Annotated in this window: 17 protein-coding genes and 1 other annotated feature; of the genes, 10 read left to right on the top strand and 7 right to left on the bottom strand. The window is 27.3% G+C overall.

Annotation, left to right across the window (positions count from 1 at the left end; all coding sequences use genetic code 11):
• Nucleotides 1–255 carry a hypothetical protein gene (locus ACLVEP_RS01180; protein WP_412582262.1) on the bottom strand — a complete coding sequence of 85 codons (255 nt, stop codon included), beginning with the start codon at nt 253–255 and terminating at the stop codon, nt 1–3.
• 168 nt (nt 256–423) lie between these two features.
• On the opposite strand from ACLVEP_RS01180, the gene ACLVEP_RS01175 reads away from it, so the two are divergent.
• The 4 genes from ACLVEP_RS01175 to ACLVEP_RS01160 all read left to right on the top strand — a co-directional run bounded on the left by ACLVEP_RS01175 (nt 424) and on the right by ACLVEP_RS01160 (nt 2,108).
• Nucleotides 424–762 carry a PadR family transcriptional regulator gene (locus tag ACLVEP_RS01175; protein ID WP_412582260.1) on the top strand — a complete coding sequence of 113 codons (339 nt, stop codon included), beginning with the start codon at nt 424–426 and terminating at the stop codon, nt 760–762.
• A complete protein-coding gene (locus tag ACLVEP_RS01170) occupies nt 752–1,132 on the top strand; it encodes a DUF6120 family protein (protein WP_412582258.1) in 381 nt (126 codons plus the stop codon). Before ACLVEP_RS01175 ends, ACLVEP_RS01170 begins: the two co-directional genes overlap by 11 nt.
• A 1-nt stretch (nt 1,133) precedes the next feature.
• The gene (locus tag ACLVEP_RS01165) at nt 1,134–1,583 is read left to right on the top strand and encodes a hypothetical protein (protein ID WP_412582257.1); all 450 of its coding nucleotides are present in this window, start codon (nt 1,134–1,136) and stop codon (nt 1,581–1,583) included.
• A gap of 315 nt (nt 1,584–1,898) precedes the next feature.
• Nucleotides 1,899–2,108, top strand: a complete 210-nt coding sequence (locus ACLVEP_RS01160) for a hypothetical protein (protein WP_412582255.1) — start codon at nt 1,899–1,901, stop codon at nt 2,106–2,108.
• A 107-nt stretch (nt 2,109–2,215) separates the two neighbouring features.
• Here the strand turns inward: ACLVEP_RS01160 and thrS are convergent, their stop codons facing one another.
• From thrS to ACLVEP_RS01145, 3 genes are all read right to left on the bottom strand, one after another.
• Nucleotides 2,216–3,964, bottom strand: coding sequence for a threonine--tRNA ligase (thrS, locus tag ACLVEP_RS01155; RefSeq protein WP_318001205.1), 1,749 nt, complete (start codon nt 3,962–3,964; stop codon nt 2,216–2,218).
• Between the two features lie 249 nt (nt 3,965–4,213).
• Nucleotides 4,214–4,444 (bottom strand): hypothetical protein, encoded by a 231-nt coding sequence (locus tag ACLVEP_RS01150; RefSeq protein ID WP_318001206.1) that lies wholly within the window; start codon nt 4,442–4,444, stop codon nt 4,214–4,216.
• Between the two features lie 53 nt (nt 4,445–4,497).
• Nucleotides 4,498–5,217 carry a pseudouridine synthase gene (locus ACLVEP_RS01145; protein ID WP_412582253.1) on the bottom strand — a complete coding sequence of 240 codons (720 nt, stop codon included), beginning with the start codon at nt 5,215–5,217 and terminating at the stop codon, nt 4,498–4,500.
• A 150-nt stretch (nt 5,218–5,367) separates the two neighbouring features.
• Between ACLVEP_RS01145 and ACLVEP_RS01140 the strand changes: the two genes are divergently transcribed.
• The 4 genes from ACLVEP_RS01140 to ACLVEP_RS01125 are packed head-to-tail and all read left to right on the top strand — an operon-like array spanning nt 5,368 to nt 7,966.
• Nucleotides 5,368–6,123, top strand: a complete 756-nt coding sequence (locus tag ACLVEP_RS01140) for a threonine/serine exporter family protein (RefSeq protein ID WP_317999781.1) — start codon at nt 5,368–5,370, stop codon at nt 6,121–6,123.
• Nucleotides 6,123–6,572: a threonine/serine exporter family protein gene (locus ACLVEP_RS01135; protein ID WP_412582252.1), complete on the top strand. Its 450-nt coding sequence runs from the start codon at nt 6,123–6,125 to the stop codon at nt 6,570–6,572. Before ACLVEP_RS01140 ends, ACLVEP_RS01135 begins: the two co-directional genes overlap by 1 nt.
• The gene (locus ACLVEP_RS01130; protein WP_412582251.1) at nt 6,569–7,714 is read left to right on the top strand and encodes a nucleotidyltransferase; all 1,146 of its coding nucleotides are present in this window, start codon (nt 6,569–6,571) and stop codon (nt 7,712–7,714) included. Before ACLVEP_RS01135 ends, ACLVEP_RS01130 begins: the two co-directional genes overlap by 4 nt.
• A gap of 60 nt (nt 7,715–7,774) precedes the next feature.
• Entirely contained in the window at nt 7,775–7,966 is a 192-nt protein-coding gene (locus tag ACLVEP_RS01125; protein ID WP_412582250.1) for a hypothetical protein, read from the top strand.
• 39 nt (nt 7,967–8,005) lie between these two features.
• On the opposite strand, the gene ACLVEP_RS01120 is transcribed toward ACLVEP_RS01125, so the two are convergent.
• Nucleotides 8,006–9,016, bottom strand: coding sequence for an IS1595 family transposase (locus ACLVEP_RS01120; RefSeq protein ID WP_412582248.1), 1,011 nt, complete (start codon nt 9,014–9,016; stop codon nt 8,006–8,008).
• A 292-nt stretch (nt 9,017–9,308) separates the two neighbouring features.
• Here ACLVEP_RS01120 and ACLVEP_RS01115 point away from each other — a divergent pair, with 292 nt between their 5' ends.
• A complete protein-coding gene (locus ACLVEP_RS01115) occupies nt 9,309–10,022 on the top strand; it encodes a hypothetical protein (RefSeq protein WP_412582247.1) in 714 nt (237 codons plus the stop codon).
• Nucleotides 10,019–11,281, top strand: a complete 1,263-nt coding sequence (locus ACLVEP_RS01110) for a hypothetical protein (protein WP_412582245.1) — start codon at nt 10,019–10,021, stop codon at nt 11,279–11,281. The genes ACLVEP_RS01115 and ACLVEP_RS01110 overlap by 4 nt, the downstream gene beginning before the upstream one ends.
• A gap of 42 nt (nt 11,282–11,323) precedes the next feature.
• Here ACLVEP_RS01110 and pheT read toward each other — a convergent pair whose 3' ends face one another.
• Both pheT and pheS read right to left on the bottom strand, forming a co-directional pair.
• Nucleotides 11,324–13,714, bottom strand: coding sequence for a phenylalanine--tRNA ligase subunit beta (pheT, locus tag ACLVEP_RS01105; RefSeq protein ID WP_412582244.1), 2,391 nt, complete (start codon nt 13,712–13,714; stop codon nt 11,324–11,326).
• Nucleotides 13,715–13,718: 4 nt separating this feature from the next.
• Complete coding sequence (pheS, locus tag ACLVEP_RS01100; RefSeq protein WP_119362903.1) at nt 13,719–14,756, bottom strand: phenylalanine--tRNA ligase subunit alpha; 1,038 nt, start codon at nt 14,754–14,756, stop codon at nt 13,719–13,721.
• A gap of 35 nt (nt 14,757–14,791) precedes the next feature.
• Nucleotides 14,792–14,986: a binding site (T-box leader), on the bottom strand.
• Nucleotides 14,987–15,281: the final 295 nt, after the last annotated feature.

The following is a 15,281-nucleotide window of genomic DNA, read 5'->3' as shown; positions in this document are numbered from 1 at the left end:
TTATGATTCTACTAAAACTTTATGAGTATGTGATACTTTTGATCTAACAGTTACTTTTGATTTAATATAAGCATAAAAATATCTTTTACTACTATTATTGTTATTAATTATTCTTCTTATACAATAATCTCTTAACCTATCAGATAAATCTATTTGGAAAAATCCATCATGATAAAAACCTAGGCATTTTATACCATTTATATAATCCATTACATTCATCTTGTCTAATAAAAAAACTGAATTTGAAGTTAACATAATTGTTTCCTCCTTTTATTTTGTTTCTAAGAAAGCGCTTTCCTTACTCAAAGTGTACCATATCCATTTATGTTGTCAACGTATTTATTTTGTTTTTCGACATATTGTATATAAATGTCATGTCGTATATAATATATCTATAGAATGAATTCATTTTTGGAGGATATTATGGCAAAAAATACTAATTATTTATTCAAGCTTGATTTGCTTTTGTTAAGTATTCTCAAAGAAAAGGATAAATATGGTTATGAAATGATTAAGGAAATTGCTCAAAGAACTGATAATCTTATAGAAGCAAAACATGGAACTATGTATCCTATTATTTATAAACTTTTAGAAGAAGAATATATTACAAGCAACACTATTTTAGTAGGCAACAAAGCAAGAGTCTACTATCATCTTGAAGAGAAAGGAAAAGAATATTTAGAATCAATTACTCAAGATTATGATAATCTTGTTCAAAGCATTGATTTAATTGTTCATGGGACAAAGCATTATGAAAGATAGTAAAAAATATTTTAAGGATATTAATAAATTATTTCCTGTTCATAGTAATAAAGAAAAAAAATATTTAAATGATTTAAAAGAACAAGTTGATGAATACGATAATCTTTCTTATCATGAATTAGAAGAACAATTTGGTACACCTATTGATGTAGTCATTGCCTATTATGAATCAATAGATACAAAATATATCTTAAAAAAAATAAATCTTAAACGCATGATTACAACTATTTGTATTTTAATTTTATTATTTGTAGCATCTGCTTCATGTTACGAAATATATGTAGTAAATAAAGAAAGAGAAAAAATAGATAATATGTATCCTATACATTATGAAGAAGAAATTACCAAAGATAAGGAGATTATAGAATAATATGAAAAAATTACTTTTAGGATTAACATTAGTTTTAATGTTGTTTTTACCAATAAATACTGTATATGCTTTAGAAGAAAATTATAGCACTATATATTACGAAAACGGCTATTACTATGAAACTATAGTTACTACCATAAATTCCGTTGCACGTTCAGCAAAAGAAGGCAGTAAAACAGTTTATTGTAAAAATTCATCGGGTAAAACTTTATGGTCTGTAACAGTTAATGGAACTTTTACATATAATGGAAGTACTTCTAGCTGCACATCAGCAAGTGTTTCAACTTCGGTAGTAGATGCTAGTTGGAAAATTGCAAGTAAATCTAGTTCAAAAAGTGGAAATACTGCAAAAGCAACTGCCACAGCTCATTACTATTTAAATGGAAATATTATAGATAGACAAACAAAGACTGTTACTTTAAAATGTAGTGCCAGTGGAAAATTAAGTTAATTTTATGTAGCTGAAAATTAGAATTTCTTTGTAATCATCTTTTAAAAACATTAATATCAAAAATGAGTGTTTTTTTGTTCCCTTCCTTACAAAATAGAGCATAAAAGTCCTTGTTGCATAAGGACTTTTTATATATGCTCAAAAATAGGTATACTAATTTAGGTTAAAATAAGACAAAACTTTTAACATATTCATTGATAAAGAAATGGTTCACTTAAATTAATGCCTTTATCATAAGAATATAGATAAAAAGGATTGATAAATACACATTATTTCCACATATATATAATAAAATAAATTAAAGAGGTGATACATATGAAGCTTATTTATTTAATTGTATTAATGATCATTGTTATAATTGCTATTAACCTTTATCTATTTATTCAAAATAAAAAAAATAAAGGGAAAAACAATTACTTAGAAACTAAAGAACTTCATGATTTATCCCGAGATGTTCATAGTGTAGACTATGAAATTTCAAGAGCACAAGCACATATGACTTACCGTAATCCAGGTGGAATGTGAATTTGTCCTCTAACTATTGAAAGGATACAATTTGTATGTATCCTTTTCATATGCAAAAAAAAGGACGTACGAAATTAAATCATTCATTTCGTAATCGTCCATTTTTATTATTTTTTATCTTTGATTTGTTGTTTTAACATTGAAACAAATTCATCAATAGTAACTGTTGTTGCTTTTTGTTCACCATGTTTACGATAAGTAACAGTTCTTTCATCACGTTCATTATTACCTAAAACAAGGATATAGTTTGCTTTTTGCATTTGTGCTTCACGAATACGATATCCTAATTTTTCATCTCTTGAATCAAGTTCTACTTCAAAACCTTCATCTAATAATAATTGATAGATTTCATTAGCGTAATCTAAATGATATTCATTTTTAACAGGTAATACTTTTACTTGTGTAGGAGCTAACCATAATGGTAAGTTTCCTTTTGTTTCTTCTAAGATATAAGCCATGAAACGATCTAATGAACCTAAGATAGCTCTGTGTAATACAACTGGTGTTTTCTTAGTTCCATCTTCAGCTACATAAGTTAAGTTAAATTTAGCTGGTAAACAGAAATCTAATTGACAAGTTGATAATGTAATTTCATTACCAATGGCTGGTTTAACATTAACATCTAATTTAGGACCATAGAAAGCAGCTTCCCCAATTTCTTCAGTATATTCAATACCAAGTTCATTCATTACTTCACGTAATTCATTTTCTGCTTTATTCCACATTTCATCATCATCATGATATTTTTCTTTATCTTCAGGATCTCTAAGTGATAATACACAACGATAATCTGTAATATTGAAATCTTTATAAACATCTAAGATTAAATCAATAACACCTTTAAATTCTGATTTAATTTGTTCTGGTGTTACGAATAAATGGGCATCATTTTGACAGAAATGTCTTCCTCTTTCAATACCTTTAACAGCCCCTGATGCTTCATATCTAAAGTCATGAGCAATTTCACCAATACGAATTGGTAAGTTTTTATAAGAATGTAATTTATTTGCATAAATCATCATATGATGAGGACAGTTCATTGGACGTAAAACAAATGATTCTCCATCCATTTCCATTTGTGGGAACATGTTTTCTTTATAATGATCCCAGTGTCCTGATGTTTTATATAAGTTTACTGTTCCTACAGCAGGAGTTAAGACATGTAAGTAACCTAATTTCTTTTCTTTTTGTTTGATGTATCTTTCAAGTTTTTGCCAGATAGCATATCCTTTTGGTAAATACATTGGAAGACCTCTACCAATTAAATCATCAACCATGAAGATTTCCATTTCTTTACCAATTTTACGATGATCTCTTTCTTTAGCTTCTTCTAATAAATTTAAATGTTCTTCTAATTCTTCAGCAGTTGGGAAACAAACACCATAAATACGTTGTAAAACTTTATTATTTTTATCACCTTTCCAATAAGCTCCAGAATGTTTGATTAATTTAAAGTTTTTACACATTTTAACTGTTTCAACATGAGGACCTCTACATAAATCAGTAAAATCCCCTTGGCTATAACAAGTAATTGTTCCATCTTCTAAATTAGAAATTAAATCTAATTTATATTCATCATCTTTAAACATTTCTAAAGCTTCTTCTTTAGAAATTTCACGACGAACAATTCTTTTACCATCTTTACAGATTTTTTTCATTTCTTTTTCAATTTTAGCGATAGCTTCATCACTAACAACTTCATCACCTAAATCAACATCATAATAGAATCCTTCAGCTACAACAGGACCTACCCAAAACTTAGCTTGTGGATAAAGATGTTTAATTGCTTGTGCCATAACATGGGCACAAGAGTGATTTAATGTATTTAATTGTTCATTTTCTTTAAAATCTACCATTTTCCTTCTCCTTTACATAAAAAACTCTCATCCAAAGGACGAGAGTTTCGTGGTACCACCTTAATTTGCTTTTCAGCCTCAAAACTTTAACGCAGTTAACGACAATCTTTTTCAAGTGTAGCTATTAGGGAGTATCTTATAAACATTCTCAAGGTTTTCACCAACCACCTTTTCTCTAAATCAAATCATTTATAAAACATATCCTAAATCATTGCTTTTTTATTTACGTTTTTATTCTAATACAATATTTTACATTGTCAACTGATTATTGGCTTTCATTTCTTTTATTTGCATACATTTTTTCTTAAAAGCTAAATATACAAGTTTCGAAGGAAGTGGTTCATGCAATGTAAGAGTATCACACTTAACACAATATAACCCTTCGATTCCATTAACACATATATTTTCTACCCATTCATCTGTTGCATCACAAATACTGCAGTTTTTTAATTGTTTATCATCAATAATTTGTACTCTCATTTCTATCACCAACAATTAGTATAAGCACTTATGCATAAAAATGATGTCGAATTTTATTTTCCAACTAATTTTTTTAAATCTTTTACTTCTTGTGGTTTTAAACGACGATATTCACCAGGACGTAATCCTTTTAAATTGACACATCCTACAGAAATACGATGTAATCTTTTTACTGGATGTCCTACGCTTTCAAACATCTTTTTAACTTGTCTGTTTTTTCCTTCATAAAGTTTGATTTTTAAAACTGTTGTTTTATGTTCTATATCTTTATAAGTAACTTTGATTTTACAAGGCATTGTTTTTTTACCTTCTAAATAAACACCTTTTTCTAAGTGATGTAAATCTTCACCTTTAATAAGACCTTTAATTGTTACTTCATAGATTTTTTCTAAGTGACTTCTTGGATGCATGATCATATTCGCAAAATCACCATCATTAGACATAATTAAAGCACCTGTTGTATCAAAATCTAAACGTCCTACAGGATAAATTCTTTCTTCAACATCTTCAAAATAATCAATCACTTTCGGTCTATCAAATTCATCATCTAATGTACAAACACATCCTTGTGGTTTATAAAAAAGATAATAAACTTTATTTTCACCAACAATAGCTTCTCCATCAACTAAAACAACATCCCCAGATTTAACTTTAGTTCCTAGTTCAGTTACAACTTGACCATTAACAGAAACTCTACCTTCTCTAATTAAATCCTCTGCTTTTCTTCTTGATGTATAACCACTTGAAGCAATATATTTTTGTAATCTTTCCATTTATTTCACCTACTTTATCAAAGCTATTATACCTAATTTTTACATCTTTGCAATCTGTTTTTATATTTTTGAAAAATACCTTTTAAACGTACTTTTTTTCTTTCATAAATACTCAATAATTGTTATACTAACTTTTGGTGAAATAAAAAAATGAATGAACAATTATTAATAAAAAATATTGCTGAAATCGGTAAATTATTACTTAAAAATGGAGCAGAAATTTACCGTGTAGAAGAAAGTCTAGAACGTATGTGTCAAAGCTATGGCTTTCAAGATATAGGTGTCTTTGCTTTACCTACTTATTTTACAATGAGTGTCACTTTTCAAGATGGAACAAGTACTTCACTTACTAAAAGGACTTTACAAAATCGTACAAATTTAGATGCTCTTTGTTCTTTAAATAATCTTGTTAGACAAATTTGTGATGAAACACCTTCTAATGATTTTATTGAACAACAAATAAAAGATATCAATAATATACATCCTATTATGCCTCTTGTTTTTTTAGGGTATGGTTTAGGAGCAGGTGGTTATGCTGTTTTCTTTGGCGGAGGACTTCAAGAAGGAATTATTGCTGGAATTATTGGTTTTTTAATGTATTTTTTTGTGTGGATCAATGAAATTCTAGGCATTAATGCTTTAATGCGTACAACACTTACAAGTATGTTTTTAACAATCTTAGCGATTTTGTTTTATCATTATCATTTGATTTATAATTTAGATGCAACAATTATTGGTTGTTTAATGATTTTAACTCCTGGAATTGCAATTACAAATAGTTTAAGAGATATTATTGATGGAAACTATGTTTCCGGTCAAGCACGTTTAGTTGAAGCTTTTTTTATTGCAACAGCTATTGCTTTAGGAGTTGGATTGATGCGTATTTTATTGAAAGGATTGATTTAATGGAACAAGTAATTCAATGTTTAAGTGCTTTTTTAGGATGTTTAGGATTTTCTTTTGTTTTTAGAGTACATCGTCATTTACCTTATGCACTTTTAGCATCTCTTGGTGGAATGCTAGGATGGATCGTTTATTTACTAGTAATTCCTTATTTAAGTAATATTATGTCAAATTTATGTGCAATGATCGTTGTTGCTTTATTTAGTGAAATAATGGCAAGAATATGTAAAGCTCCTGCAACTATTTTTATTGTTGTTGGTTGTTTCCCTATTGTCCCTGGTAAAGGAATTTATCAAACAATGCTTTATTTAATTTCACATGATCAAGATTTATTTCTTGATTCTCTTTTTCAAACAGTAGGAACAGCTCTTGCACTTGCAACTGCTATTTTAATTGTTTCAACTTTCTTTAAAGTTATTAAAACCATTAAACAAAAGGACTATCATTTATGAAAATATTAGGAATTGTTGTTGAATATAATCCCTTTCATACGGGACATCTTTATCATTTACAAAAGGCTAAAGAAATTGTAAAACCAGATTTAACGATTGCTATCATGTCTGGAAATTATGTACAGCGTGGAGAAGTTGCTATCATTGATAAATTTAAAAGAAGTGAATTAGCTGTTAAATATGGTATTGATTTAGTCATTGAGCTCCCTTTTGCTTATACGATACAAAGTGCTGATTATTTTTGTAAAGGGGCTATTGATTTACTTTACCATATAGGAATTACTGATCTAGTTTTTGGTAGTGAATGTGGTGATATTGATATATTTAAAGAAATTGCTTACGCTATTAAACATCATCCTGACACTTATAACCAATATGTTAAAACGGCAATGAAAAAGGGATTACGTTATCCTGATGCCTGTAATCAAGCTTTAAGTTTATTATTAAATAAAAGCATAAAAACACCTAATGATTTATTAGGATTAGGTTATGTTAAAGAAGTCATTGAAAATGATTATCCTATTACTTTACATTGTATTAAAAGATCCAATGATTATCATGATACCTCTCTTACAAAAATAGCTTCTGCAACAGCCTTGCGTAAAGCTTTAAAAGAAAAACAAGATGTTCATGATTATTTATTAGATATGTCTTATTATAATCTTCTTTATAATCAAAATGATTTCTTTGATTATTTAAAATATCAAATTATTATTCAAAGCCCTACAGATTTAAAAAAGATTCATCTTGTTGATGAAGGCATTGAAAACCTATTAAAAAAAGTCATTTTTAAAGTCAATAACTATGATGAACTTGTCAATCTTCTAACAAGTAAACGTTATACAAAAACAAGAATTCAAAGAATGCTTTTACACATTTTAATGAATAATACAAAAGAAGAAATTAAAAACTGTTTTCCAATTCATTACCTTCATATTTTAAAAATGAATCAAAAAGGGCAAAATTATTTAAAAACAATCAAAAAAACATGTGATTATTCCTTAATCACAAACCTTTCTTCAGCTAAACATCCTGCTTTAGATTTAGAAATCAAATCATCAAAATTATTATCTTTAATAGACAATCAAATCTTAAAAAAAGAATTTCAAAATATACCTATTATTGAACTATCTAAAAGATAGTTCTTTTTTATTATTAAAATATATGCTTAAATTAAGATAGTAGTTAAAGGAGATAATATTATGTTATTTTATTATACAAAGGTACAAGTAAATGATTTATTGACACCTCATTTATTAATTGAACAAGTGATTTATTGGTTACAACATACAAAGAATAAAATGAAAGATTTAAATTATGATGATTCTTTAAATTATATTTTAAAAGAAGAACATAAAAGCTTGGAAATTAAAGATTTTAATACTAAAACCTAACCCAAGATAAATGTTGGTAAGTATTTCTTGGAAAACTAATCAAATAGCGAAAAATTTAGAATCATATTTAAAATCACTGAATTTCAACGCACATAAACTATTGATGATTTCTTTAAATATGTGAAGAAATACCTTCTTTTGATAATATTTATTATGTTGATCTTTATATTTATAAAGTCCCATATAATTTCTTAAATATTTATCTGATATTCCTCGATATTTATAAAGGAATAAATCTATTGATGAATGTAAATCGTTTATCTTTTTAAGAGTATAACCGTCTTTTTCTTTTTTACCTGATGGTATCTTGACCCATTTAACTTTTAAATCTTTCATCAGTTTATGATATGATCTCAAGCTATCACTTACAACCTGACATGTACTTGGAATCTTGTCTTTATATATTTTATAAAGCTCTTTAGAATGGATTCTTCCTGTTTCAGATACTTGTATAACTTTATTGTTATGTTGGTCTATGGCACATACGATATTTCTTTTTTGATGGCTCATTCCTCTTTTGACTTTTTCTTTATTTTCAATGTGTTTACCAGGATGTGAAACGACATTTAATTTTTCATCCAAATAAACAGTATCACTTAAAACAGGATCATCATCAGTTAAAGTGGCAAGAATACTTAATATTTTATGTCTCCAAACAAGAGAAGTTTGTTCACTTATTCCAACTATAGCAGCAGAACGAGCAAGAGTATCGCCATTAAATAAAGATTGAATATATTCAAACCATTGATAAGGTTGTTTTTTAGTATATGAAAGCAATGAACCGGTAATAGAAGAAAATGTTTTTAAACATTCTTTACATAAATATCTTTGATTTCCCTTATTATCCTTACCATATTTAATGATATGTTTATTTTGGCAATGAGGACAAAAAGAACTATCATAGTTGTTTGATAGTTCTTCATGGATATTTGTATCATAAATATGATTGATTAAATGATTATTGAGTTTTTCCCTAATAATTTCAATTTCATCATCACTTGCGTTATTGATAATTGAATCAATAATATCATTAAACATTTTATCTTCCATAGCTTTCCACCTCTTGACTATATGATAAAACAAATCAAAAAGTTAAGCTTCCAATTATGAAAGTTAGACTGACATTATTAGGTGTCATTACCAACATTTATCTTGAGTTAGGCTTAATACTAAAAATATCTTAGGTATTCAATTTATTACTGATCATAATTACAAAAAGAATCAATTTACAATCGAAATACTCTATCATTATCAACAAAAAGTTCTTGAACTTTCATTTTATAAAGAAATATCAAATGAATCAAAATATATTTCTAAAATCTCAATTCCTAAAATATTTCCAATGATTTTAGAAAGTAATTATATTCAAAAAGATCAAGACTTATCAATACAACCAACACCTCATTTTATTAATGAAAAAACAGTCAATCAACTATTAAAAAAATCATATCATTTACCCATAATGATTTTATATAAAAACAAAAAATGTCTTGTTAATCCCTTTATTTTAAATCAAGAACTCTATGGAATGTGCCATATTATTGTCATTCCAACAAATAAAGAAATAGATTATATCCAAATTATTTATCCAAATCATGAAAAAGAAAAACTATTTTATGAAAAATCTTTTCTACAAACACTTATTCAACATATTCGTTATTATATGTTACAAGAAAATGAATTTTATTCTTTTTCAGAACTTCAACAATCTGAACTCTTACAATCTTATCAAGATGATGCTATGTCCTCTGTAGAAGTTCAAGAATTATTCTTAGATGAAATAAAGAATATTGAAAAAGAAATAATTGATTTACAAAAAGAATATCAAGATAAAAAAGATATTCTTGAAAAGCTTACAAACATAAATCAAGAATACAATCATCTATTAAAACAATATGATGAATCTCCATTGATTTCAATTCATCAAGATAATTATAAAGAATATCAAGACTTTATTTTTTCAGTTATTCGTAAAACTTTAATGAATTTATCTCCTGATGATACTTATCGTAAAAGAGATCTTTTAGAAGCTATTGAAAGGAAACATCAACTATGAAGCATTTATCAACTTTGATTGCTGTAAAAAAACTAACAATCATTCAATTTACAAAAATCATTCAAGAACTATTTCATTTAAATGATTTTTCATTAGATTCATCTATGATTCATTTAGAAAATTGTACAATTTATCATGATGAATCAACTATAGCTTTTTGTATTCATTATCAAAAAAATGATTACGAATATATTTTTAATGAAACTCAACAAAACATATATATTTCTATCAATAATCATCATCAAATGATAGATTTAATGACTTATCTTGACCATCATCATTTCTTAAATAATGATGAGTTTTCATACACACAACCAAATATTAAAGATATTGATGATTTAAATCAAGTTATTGAATTTATAGAAAACAAAACTGTTCTTCCAATTATTTATTTAAATACATCTTTAAAAGATTTAAAAAATGATATTTTACCTGAAATTCAATCAACTGCTTATATTCTTACAAGTGAAAATGAAAATTTTCATCAAGCATTTCAAGAATATTTTCATTTAAGAAATAATAGCTATATTCTTTATTTAAATCATGAATCACAAAAGATTTCTTTTTTAAAAAATGAATCTTCTCAAGAATTCATAGAAAAAGTAATCATAAAAATTCAAAGTTATATTTCACAACGTACATATTCTTTTCCTTATAATATGAAAGATTTTCAACATCATATTATTAAAAAAATAATTGAAAATCATAAAGAAAATGATTTTCAAGAAACTTCTTCTATTGAACAACAAGTATCTGCTTTAGAAGATAAGAAAAAGAATTTACAAAAATATATTGAAAATTTAGATAATCAAATATTGGTTTTAGAAAGTCAAAATGAAGAATTAGAAAACTATATTAAACAACAAGGATGTTATCCTTTAATCTTAAAGGGAAATGAGAAAGAATTTTATGAAGGTGAACAAAAAGATCTTCTTCTATATCTTTTAAAAGAAGAACTTAAAAATAATCATAATCAAAAACAACAACAAATCATTCATACAATTCTTAAACAAAACCCTCCTATTGGATATCGAAATAAATATTTAACTGATATCTTTAATTTATTAGTCAACGAAGGTCTTTCAAAAAAATCTATCGATACTTTAAGTCATTATGGAATTGTATTAAGTCATACTGGAAAACATCCAACAACCACTTTCTTTAATGATTCACGTTATACAATGACATTTTCTTCAACACCAAGTGATCTTAATGCAGGTAGACAATATTATCGTCAAATTAGAAAACTTTTCTTTTAACTTTGAAGTAAAAAAGAGGTGCCGTCGCACCTCTTTTTCTAATTATCCTCTAAGTACTGCTCCAAAATCTTTTTCAACTGCTTTTAAGATTTTTTCCATAGCAGCATTAATTTCTTTTTCTTGTAATGTTTTCTTTTCATCTTGGAAAGTTAAATTAATCGCTACTGATTTTTTACCAGCATCTACATGTTCACCTACATAAACATCAAAGATATTGGCTGCTTTAACAAGTTTATTACTTGATTTAATAATTTTTTGACATACATCATTTGCTGGAACTGATTCATCCATTACTAAAGCAATATCTCTTGATACAGATGGATATTGTGGAATTGGTTGATATTTCACTTTACCTGTTTTGATATTTAATAAAGCAGATAAGTTTAATTCAACAACATAAACATCTTTAACATCATATTTCTTTTCCATTAATGGATGGATTTGTCCTACGACCCCTACAATTTCATTTTGTACTTTAATATATGCACTACGTCCAGGATGGAATGATTGATTATCACTTTCTACGCGTTCTAGACGATAACGAGATTCATTGATTCCTAATCTTTCAAAAATTGTTTCTACAAATCCTTTTACTAAATAGTAATCTGCTTTGTATGAAATTTGTTTAAATGGTAATCCATGGTATTCACCAGTACATGCAATTGCAAGATTTTGTAATTCAACACCTTTTGAATAAGTTGTTGATAATTCATATAAATGAACATCTTTCATATTTCTTGATTGGTTATAATTAATGACTTGTAATAATGAACCAATGATAGATTGTCTTGTCACTGATCTTTCTTCACCTAATGGCATTGCAAGTTTAACTGGTTCTTGATCATGGAAAATATTGAAATCATGAACAAGTGATGGTGATGTTAATGAATATGTTAATGTTTCATGTAATCCTAAGTCTTTTAATAAAACTTTCATCATATGTTTCTTTTCTTGAATTTCAGTTCTTTTTCCAATTGTCATTGACATTTCTGGTAATGTTGATGGAATGTTATCAAAACCATACATACGAACAACTTCTTCAATTAAGTCAGCTGCCATTGTAATATCATTACGATATGTTGGAATTTTTACATTAAATGTATCTTCTTTTAATTCATATTTGAATTTTAATGAATCAAAAATTTCTGCAATTTCATTTGTTTGAATATTTGTTCCAAGTAATCCATTAACTTGTTGTGTAGAAACTGAAACATATTTATCTTCAATATATAAAGTTGTTGAAACTGTTTCATAGATTTCTTTAGCATCTGAAAGTTCTTCTAATAAATTAGCACATCTTTCTAAAATATTTAAAGAATTAGCTGTATTTAAAGCACCTTTAATATAATGTTGAGAAGCATCTGTTAATAAATTTAATCGTCTTGCTGTTTCTCTTAAACTTGGTCCATCAAATGTAGCAACTTCGATGACGATATTTTGAGTATTTTCATCAATCTTAGTACTATCAGCTCCCATGACACCAGCAACACAACCAACACCATTATCTGTTGAAACAATGATATCATTAGGTTCTAATTTATATTCTTCACCATCTAATAAAATAGCTTTTTCATCAAATCCTGTTTTTACTACAAATTCTTTTTTAGCTAATTTATCATAATCATACATATGAATTGGTTGACCTGTTTCTAACATCACGTAGTTAGAAATGTCTACAATATTGTTAATTGGTTTAATACCTGAAGCAAGTAAAGCTGTTTTTAACCAAGCAGGTGATTCTTTTGTAGTAACACCTTTTACAAGTTTTGCTCCAAAGAATGGACATAATTCAGTTTCAACCTTCACTTCAATATCACTTCCAGCAATTCCTTTTTCTTTAATTTCTGGTAAGTTAACATCTCTTTTTAAAACTGCAGCTACTTCATAAGCAAGTGAAGTTAAAGCCATACAATCTGCTCTATTTGGTGTTAATCCAATATCTAAAATTGTATCTTTTAATCCTAAATATTCTAGAGGATCTGCACCTACAGGAGCATTTTCATCTAAAACATGAATTCCTTCTTTATCTTCAGGAGATAATAAACGTTGGTCTAAACCAAGTTCAGCAATTGAACAAATCATACCATTTGATTCTTGACCACGAATCGTACTTTGTTTAATAACAAAACCTTCTCCTAAATCACATCCAGGATTAGCAACAATAACTTTTTGTCCAGCAGCTACATTTGGTGCTCCACAAACAATTTGAGTCACTTCTCCAGGTCTTACTTCTACTTGACATACATGTAAATGATCACTATCTGGATGATCAACACATTCTTTAACATAACCAATTGTCATGTTACTTCCGTTTGCTAATGCATGCATTCCTTCTACTTCTAAACCAATTGAAGTAATTTTATCAGCAAGTTCTTTTGGATCTTGATCATCTATTTTAACATATTTATTTAATAAATTTAAACTGACTTCCATTTTCTTACTCCTCTCTTTGGAATTGGTTTAAGAATCTTAAATCATCATTATAGAAATCACGAATATTATCAATACCGTATTTCAACATTGCAACACGTTCGATTCCAATTCCAAATGCAAAACCTTGATATACTTTACTATCAAAACCACACATATCTAAAACTTTAGGGTTAACCATACCAGCACCTAAAATTTCAATCCATCCAGTTCCTTTACACATTGCACATCCTTTACCACCACAATGATGACAAGAAATGTCTACTTCTACTGATGGTTCAGTAAATGGGAAATATGATGGACGTAATCTAATTTCACGCTTTTCCCCAAAGAATTTTCTTGCGAAGACTTCTAATGTTCCTTTTAAATCTGCTAAAGTAATATTTTTATCAACAACTAAACCTTCACATTGCATAAATTGATGTGAGTGAGTTGCATCATCATCATCTCTACGATATGTTTTACCAGGACAAATAACTTTAATAGGTCCTTTCCCTTTAGCAGCAAGTAATGTATGTGCTTGTACTGGAGAAGTATGAGTTCTCATTAAAGTATTTTCATCAATATAGAAAGTATCTTGCATATCTCTAGCAGGATGTCCTTTTGGTAAATTCATTAATTCAAAATTAAAATAATCACTTTCTACTTCTGGACCTTCTGCAATTTGATATCCCATTCCTAAGAATAATTCTTCTAATTGAGAAACAATAATTGATAAAGGATGCATTGTTCCTTGATCTAATTTATAACTTGGTAAAGATAAATCAATTGTTTCACTATTGATTTTATCAATAATTGCTTGATGTTCTAAAACTTCTTTTTTATCTTCAACAGCTTTTGATAATTCTTGTTTTACTTTATTACTTGTTTGACCAAATGTTTTTCTTTGATCTGGGTCCATGTTTTTCATTGATTTCATTGCTTCTTGAATAGGACCTTTTTTCCCTAAATAAAGAACACGAATATCATTTAATTCTTTTAAAGATGTACAAGCTTCAATTTTTTCTAAAGCTTCATCTTTAATTTTTAATAATTCATTTTCCACTTTATTTCCTCCTTAAATATAAAAAAACTCATTCCTCTAGGAACGAGTTGATCGCGGTACCATCCTAATTCATGTTTAAAACATGCTCTTAATTAAACATTAACGCAGTCTCACGTCACTGATTAGGTGCTCTCCATGGTGAATTCAATAAACTATCTGTAGGAGTTTCCAGCTTCTCTCCCTCTCTAAAACAGCATCCTTTATTTACTAATCCATATCAACGATTTATATACCCCATTATTATATCAAAATTTATGATGAAAACAACCCCAACTTAAAACAAAATCATAGTAACAATCTCATTGACACCCCTTAAGCAAAGGAAGATAATTAAATTAAAGATAGTTTTCATTCTAATTGATCTTAAATAAGATTCCTTTAGATTGAAACATTTTAAAAGGTAGAGTCTAAAGTTTATGAAAACTATATAAAATCATAGGTTTTAGGACTCAATGAACGATGTGAAATCATTCAAAAAGTTATAAAACTTAATATTTCAGAATTTTCTAAATCATTGGATTATAA

Source organism: Faecalibacillus sp., assembly GCF_047023275.1.
Lineage (GTDB): Bacteria > Bacillota_I > Bacilli_A > Erysipelotrichales > Coprobacillaceae > Faecalibacillus.
This window is presented reverse-complemented; position numbering and strand designations above follow the sequence as displayed.

Coding starts and splice junctions, on each gene's coding strand:
- ACLVEP_RS01180 (WP_412582262.1), bottom strand. CDS start 255: ATGTTAACTTCAAATTCAGTTTTTTTATTAGACAAGATGAATGTAATG.
- ACLVEP_RS01175 (WP_412582260.1), top strand. CDS start 424: ATGGCAAAAAATACTAATTATTTATTCAAGCTTGATTTGCTTTTGTTA.
- ACLVEP_RS01170 (WP_412582258.1), top strand. CDS start 752: ATGAAAGATAGTAAAAAATATTTTAAGGATATTAATAAATTATTTCCT.
- ACLVEP_RS01165 (WP_412582257.1), top strand. CDS start 1,134: ATGAAAAAATTACTTTTAGGATTAACATTAGTTTTAATGTTGTTTTTA.
- ACLVEP_RS01160 (WP_412582255.1), top strand. CDS start 1,899: ATGAAGCTTATTTATTTAATTGTATTAATGATCATTGTTATAATTGCT.
- thrS (WP_318001205.1), bottom strand. CDS start 3,964: ATGGTAGATTTTAAAGAAAATGAACAATTAAATACATTAAATCACTCT.
- ACLVEP_RS01150 (WP_318001206.1), bottom strand. CDS start 4,444: ATGAGAGTACAAATTATTGATGATAAACAATTAAAAAACTGCAGTATT.
- ACLVEP_RS01145 (WP_412582253.1), bottom strand. CDS start 5,217: ATGGAAAGATTACAAAAATATATTGCTTCAAGTGGTTATACATCAAGA.
- ACLVEP_RS01140 (WP_317999781.1), top strand. CDS start 5,368: ATGAATGAACAATTATTAATAAAAAATATTGCTGAAATCGGTAAATTA.
- ACLVEP_RS01135 (WP_412582252.1), top strand. CDS start 6,123: ATGGAACAAGTAATTCAATGTTTAAGTGCTTTTTTAGGATGTTTAGGA.
- ACLVEP_RS01130 (WP_412582251.1), top strand. CDS start 6,569: ATGAAAATATTAGGAATTGTTGTTGAATATAATCCCTTTCATACGGGA.
- ACLVEP_RS01125 (WP_412582250.1), top strand. CDS start 7,775: ATGTTATTTTATTATACAAAGGTACAAGTAAATGATTTATTGACACCT.
- ACLVEP_RS01120 (WP_412582248.1), bottom strand. CDS start 9,016: ATGGAAGATAAAATGTTTAATGATATTATTGATTCAATTATCAATAAC.
- ACLVEP_RS01115 (WP_412582247.1), top strand. CDS start 9,309: ATGATTTTAGAAAGTAATTATATTCAAAAAGATCAAGACTTATCAATA.
- ACLVEP_RS01110 (WP_412582245.1), top strand. CDS start 10,019: ATGAAGCATTTATCAACTTTGATTGCTGTAAAAAAACTAACAATCATT.
- pheT (WP_412582244.1), bottom strand. CDS start 13,714: ATGGAAGTCAGTTTAAATTTATTAAATAAATATGTTAAAATAGATGAT.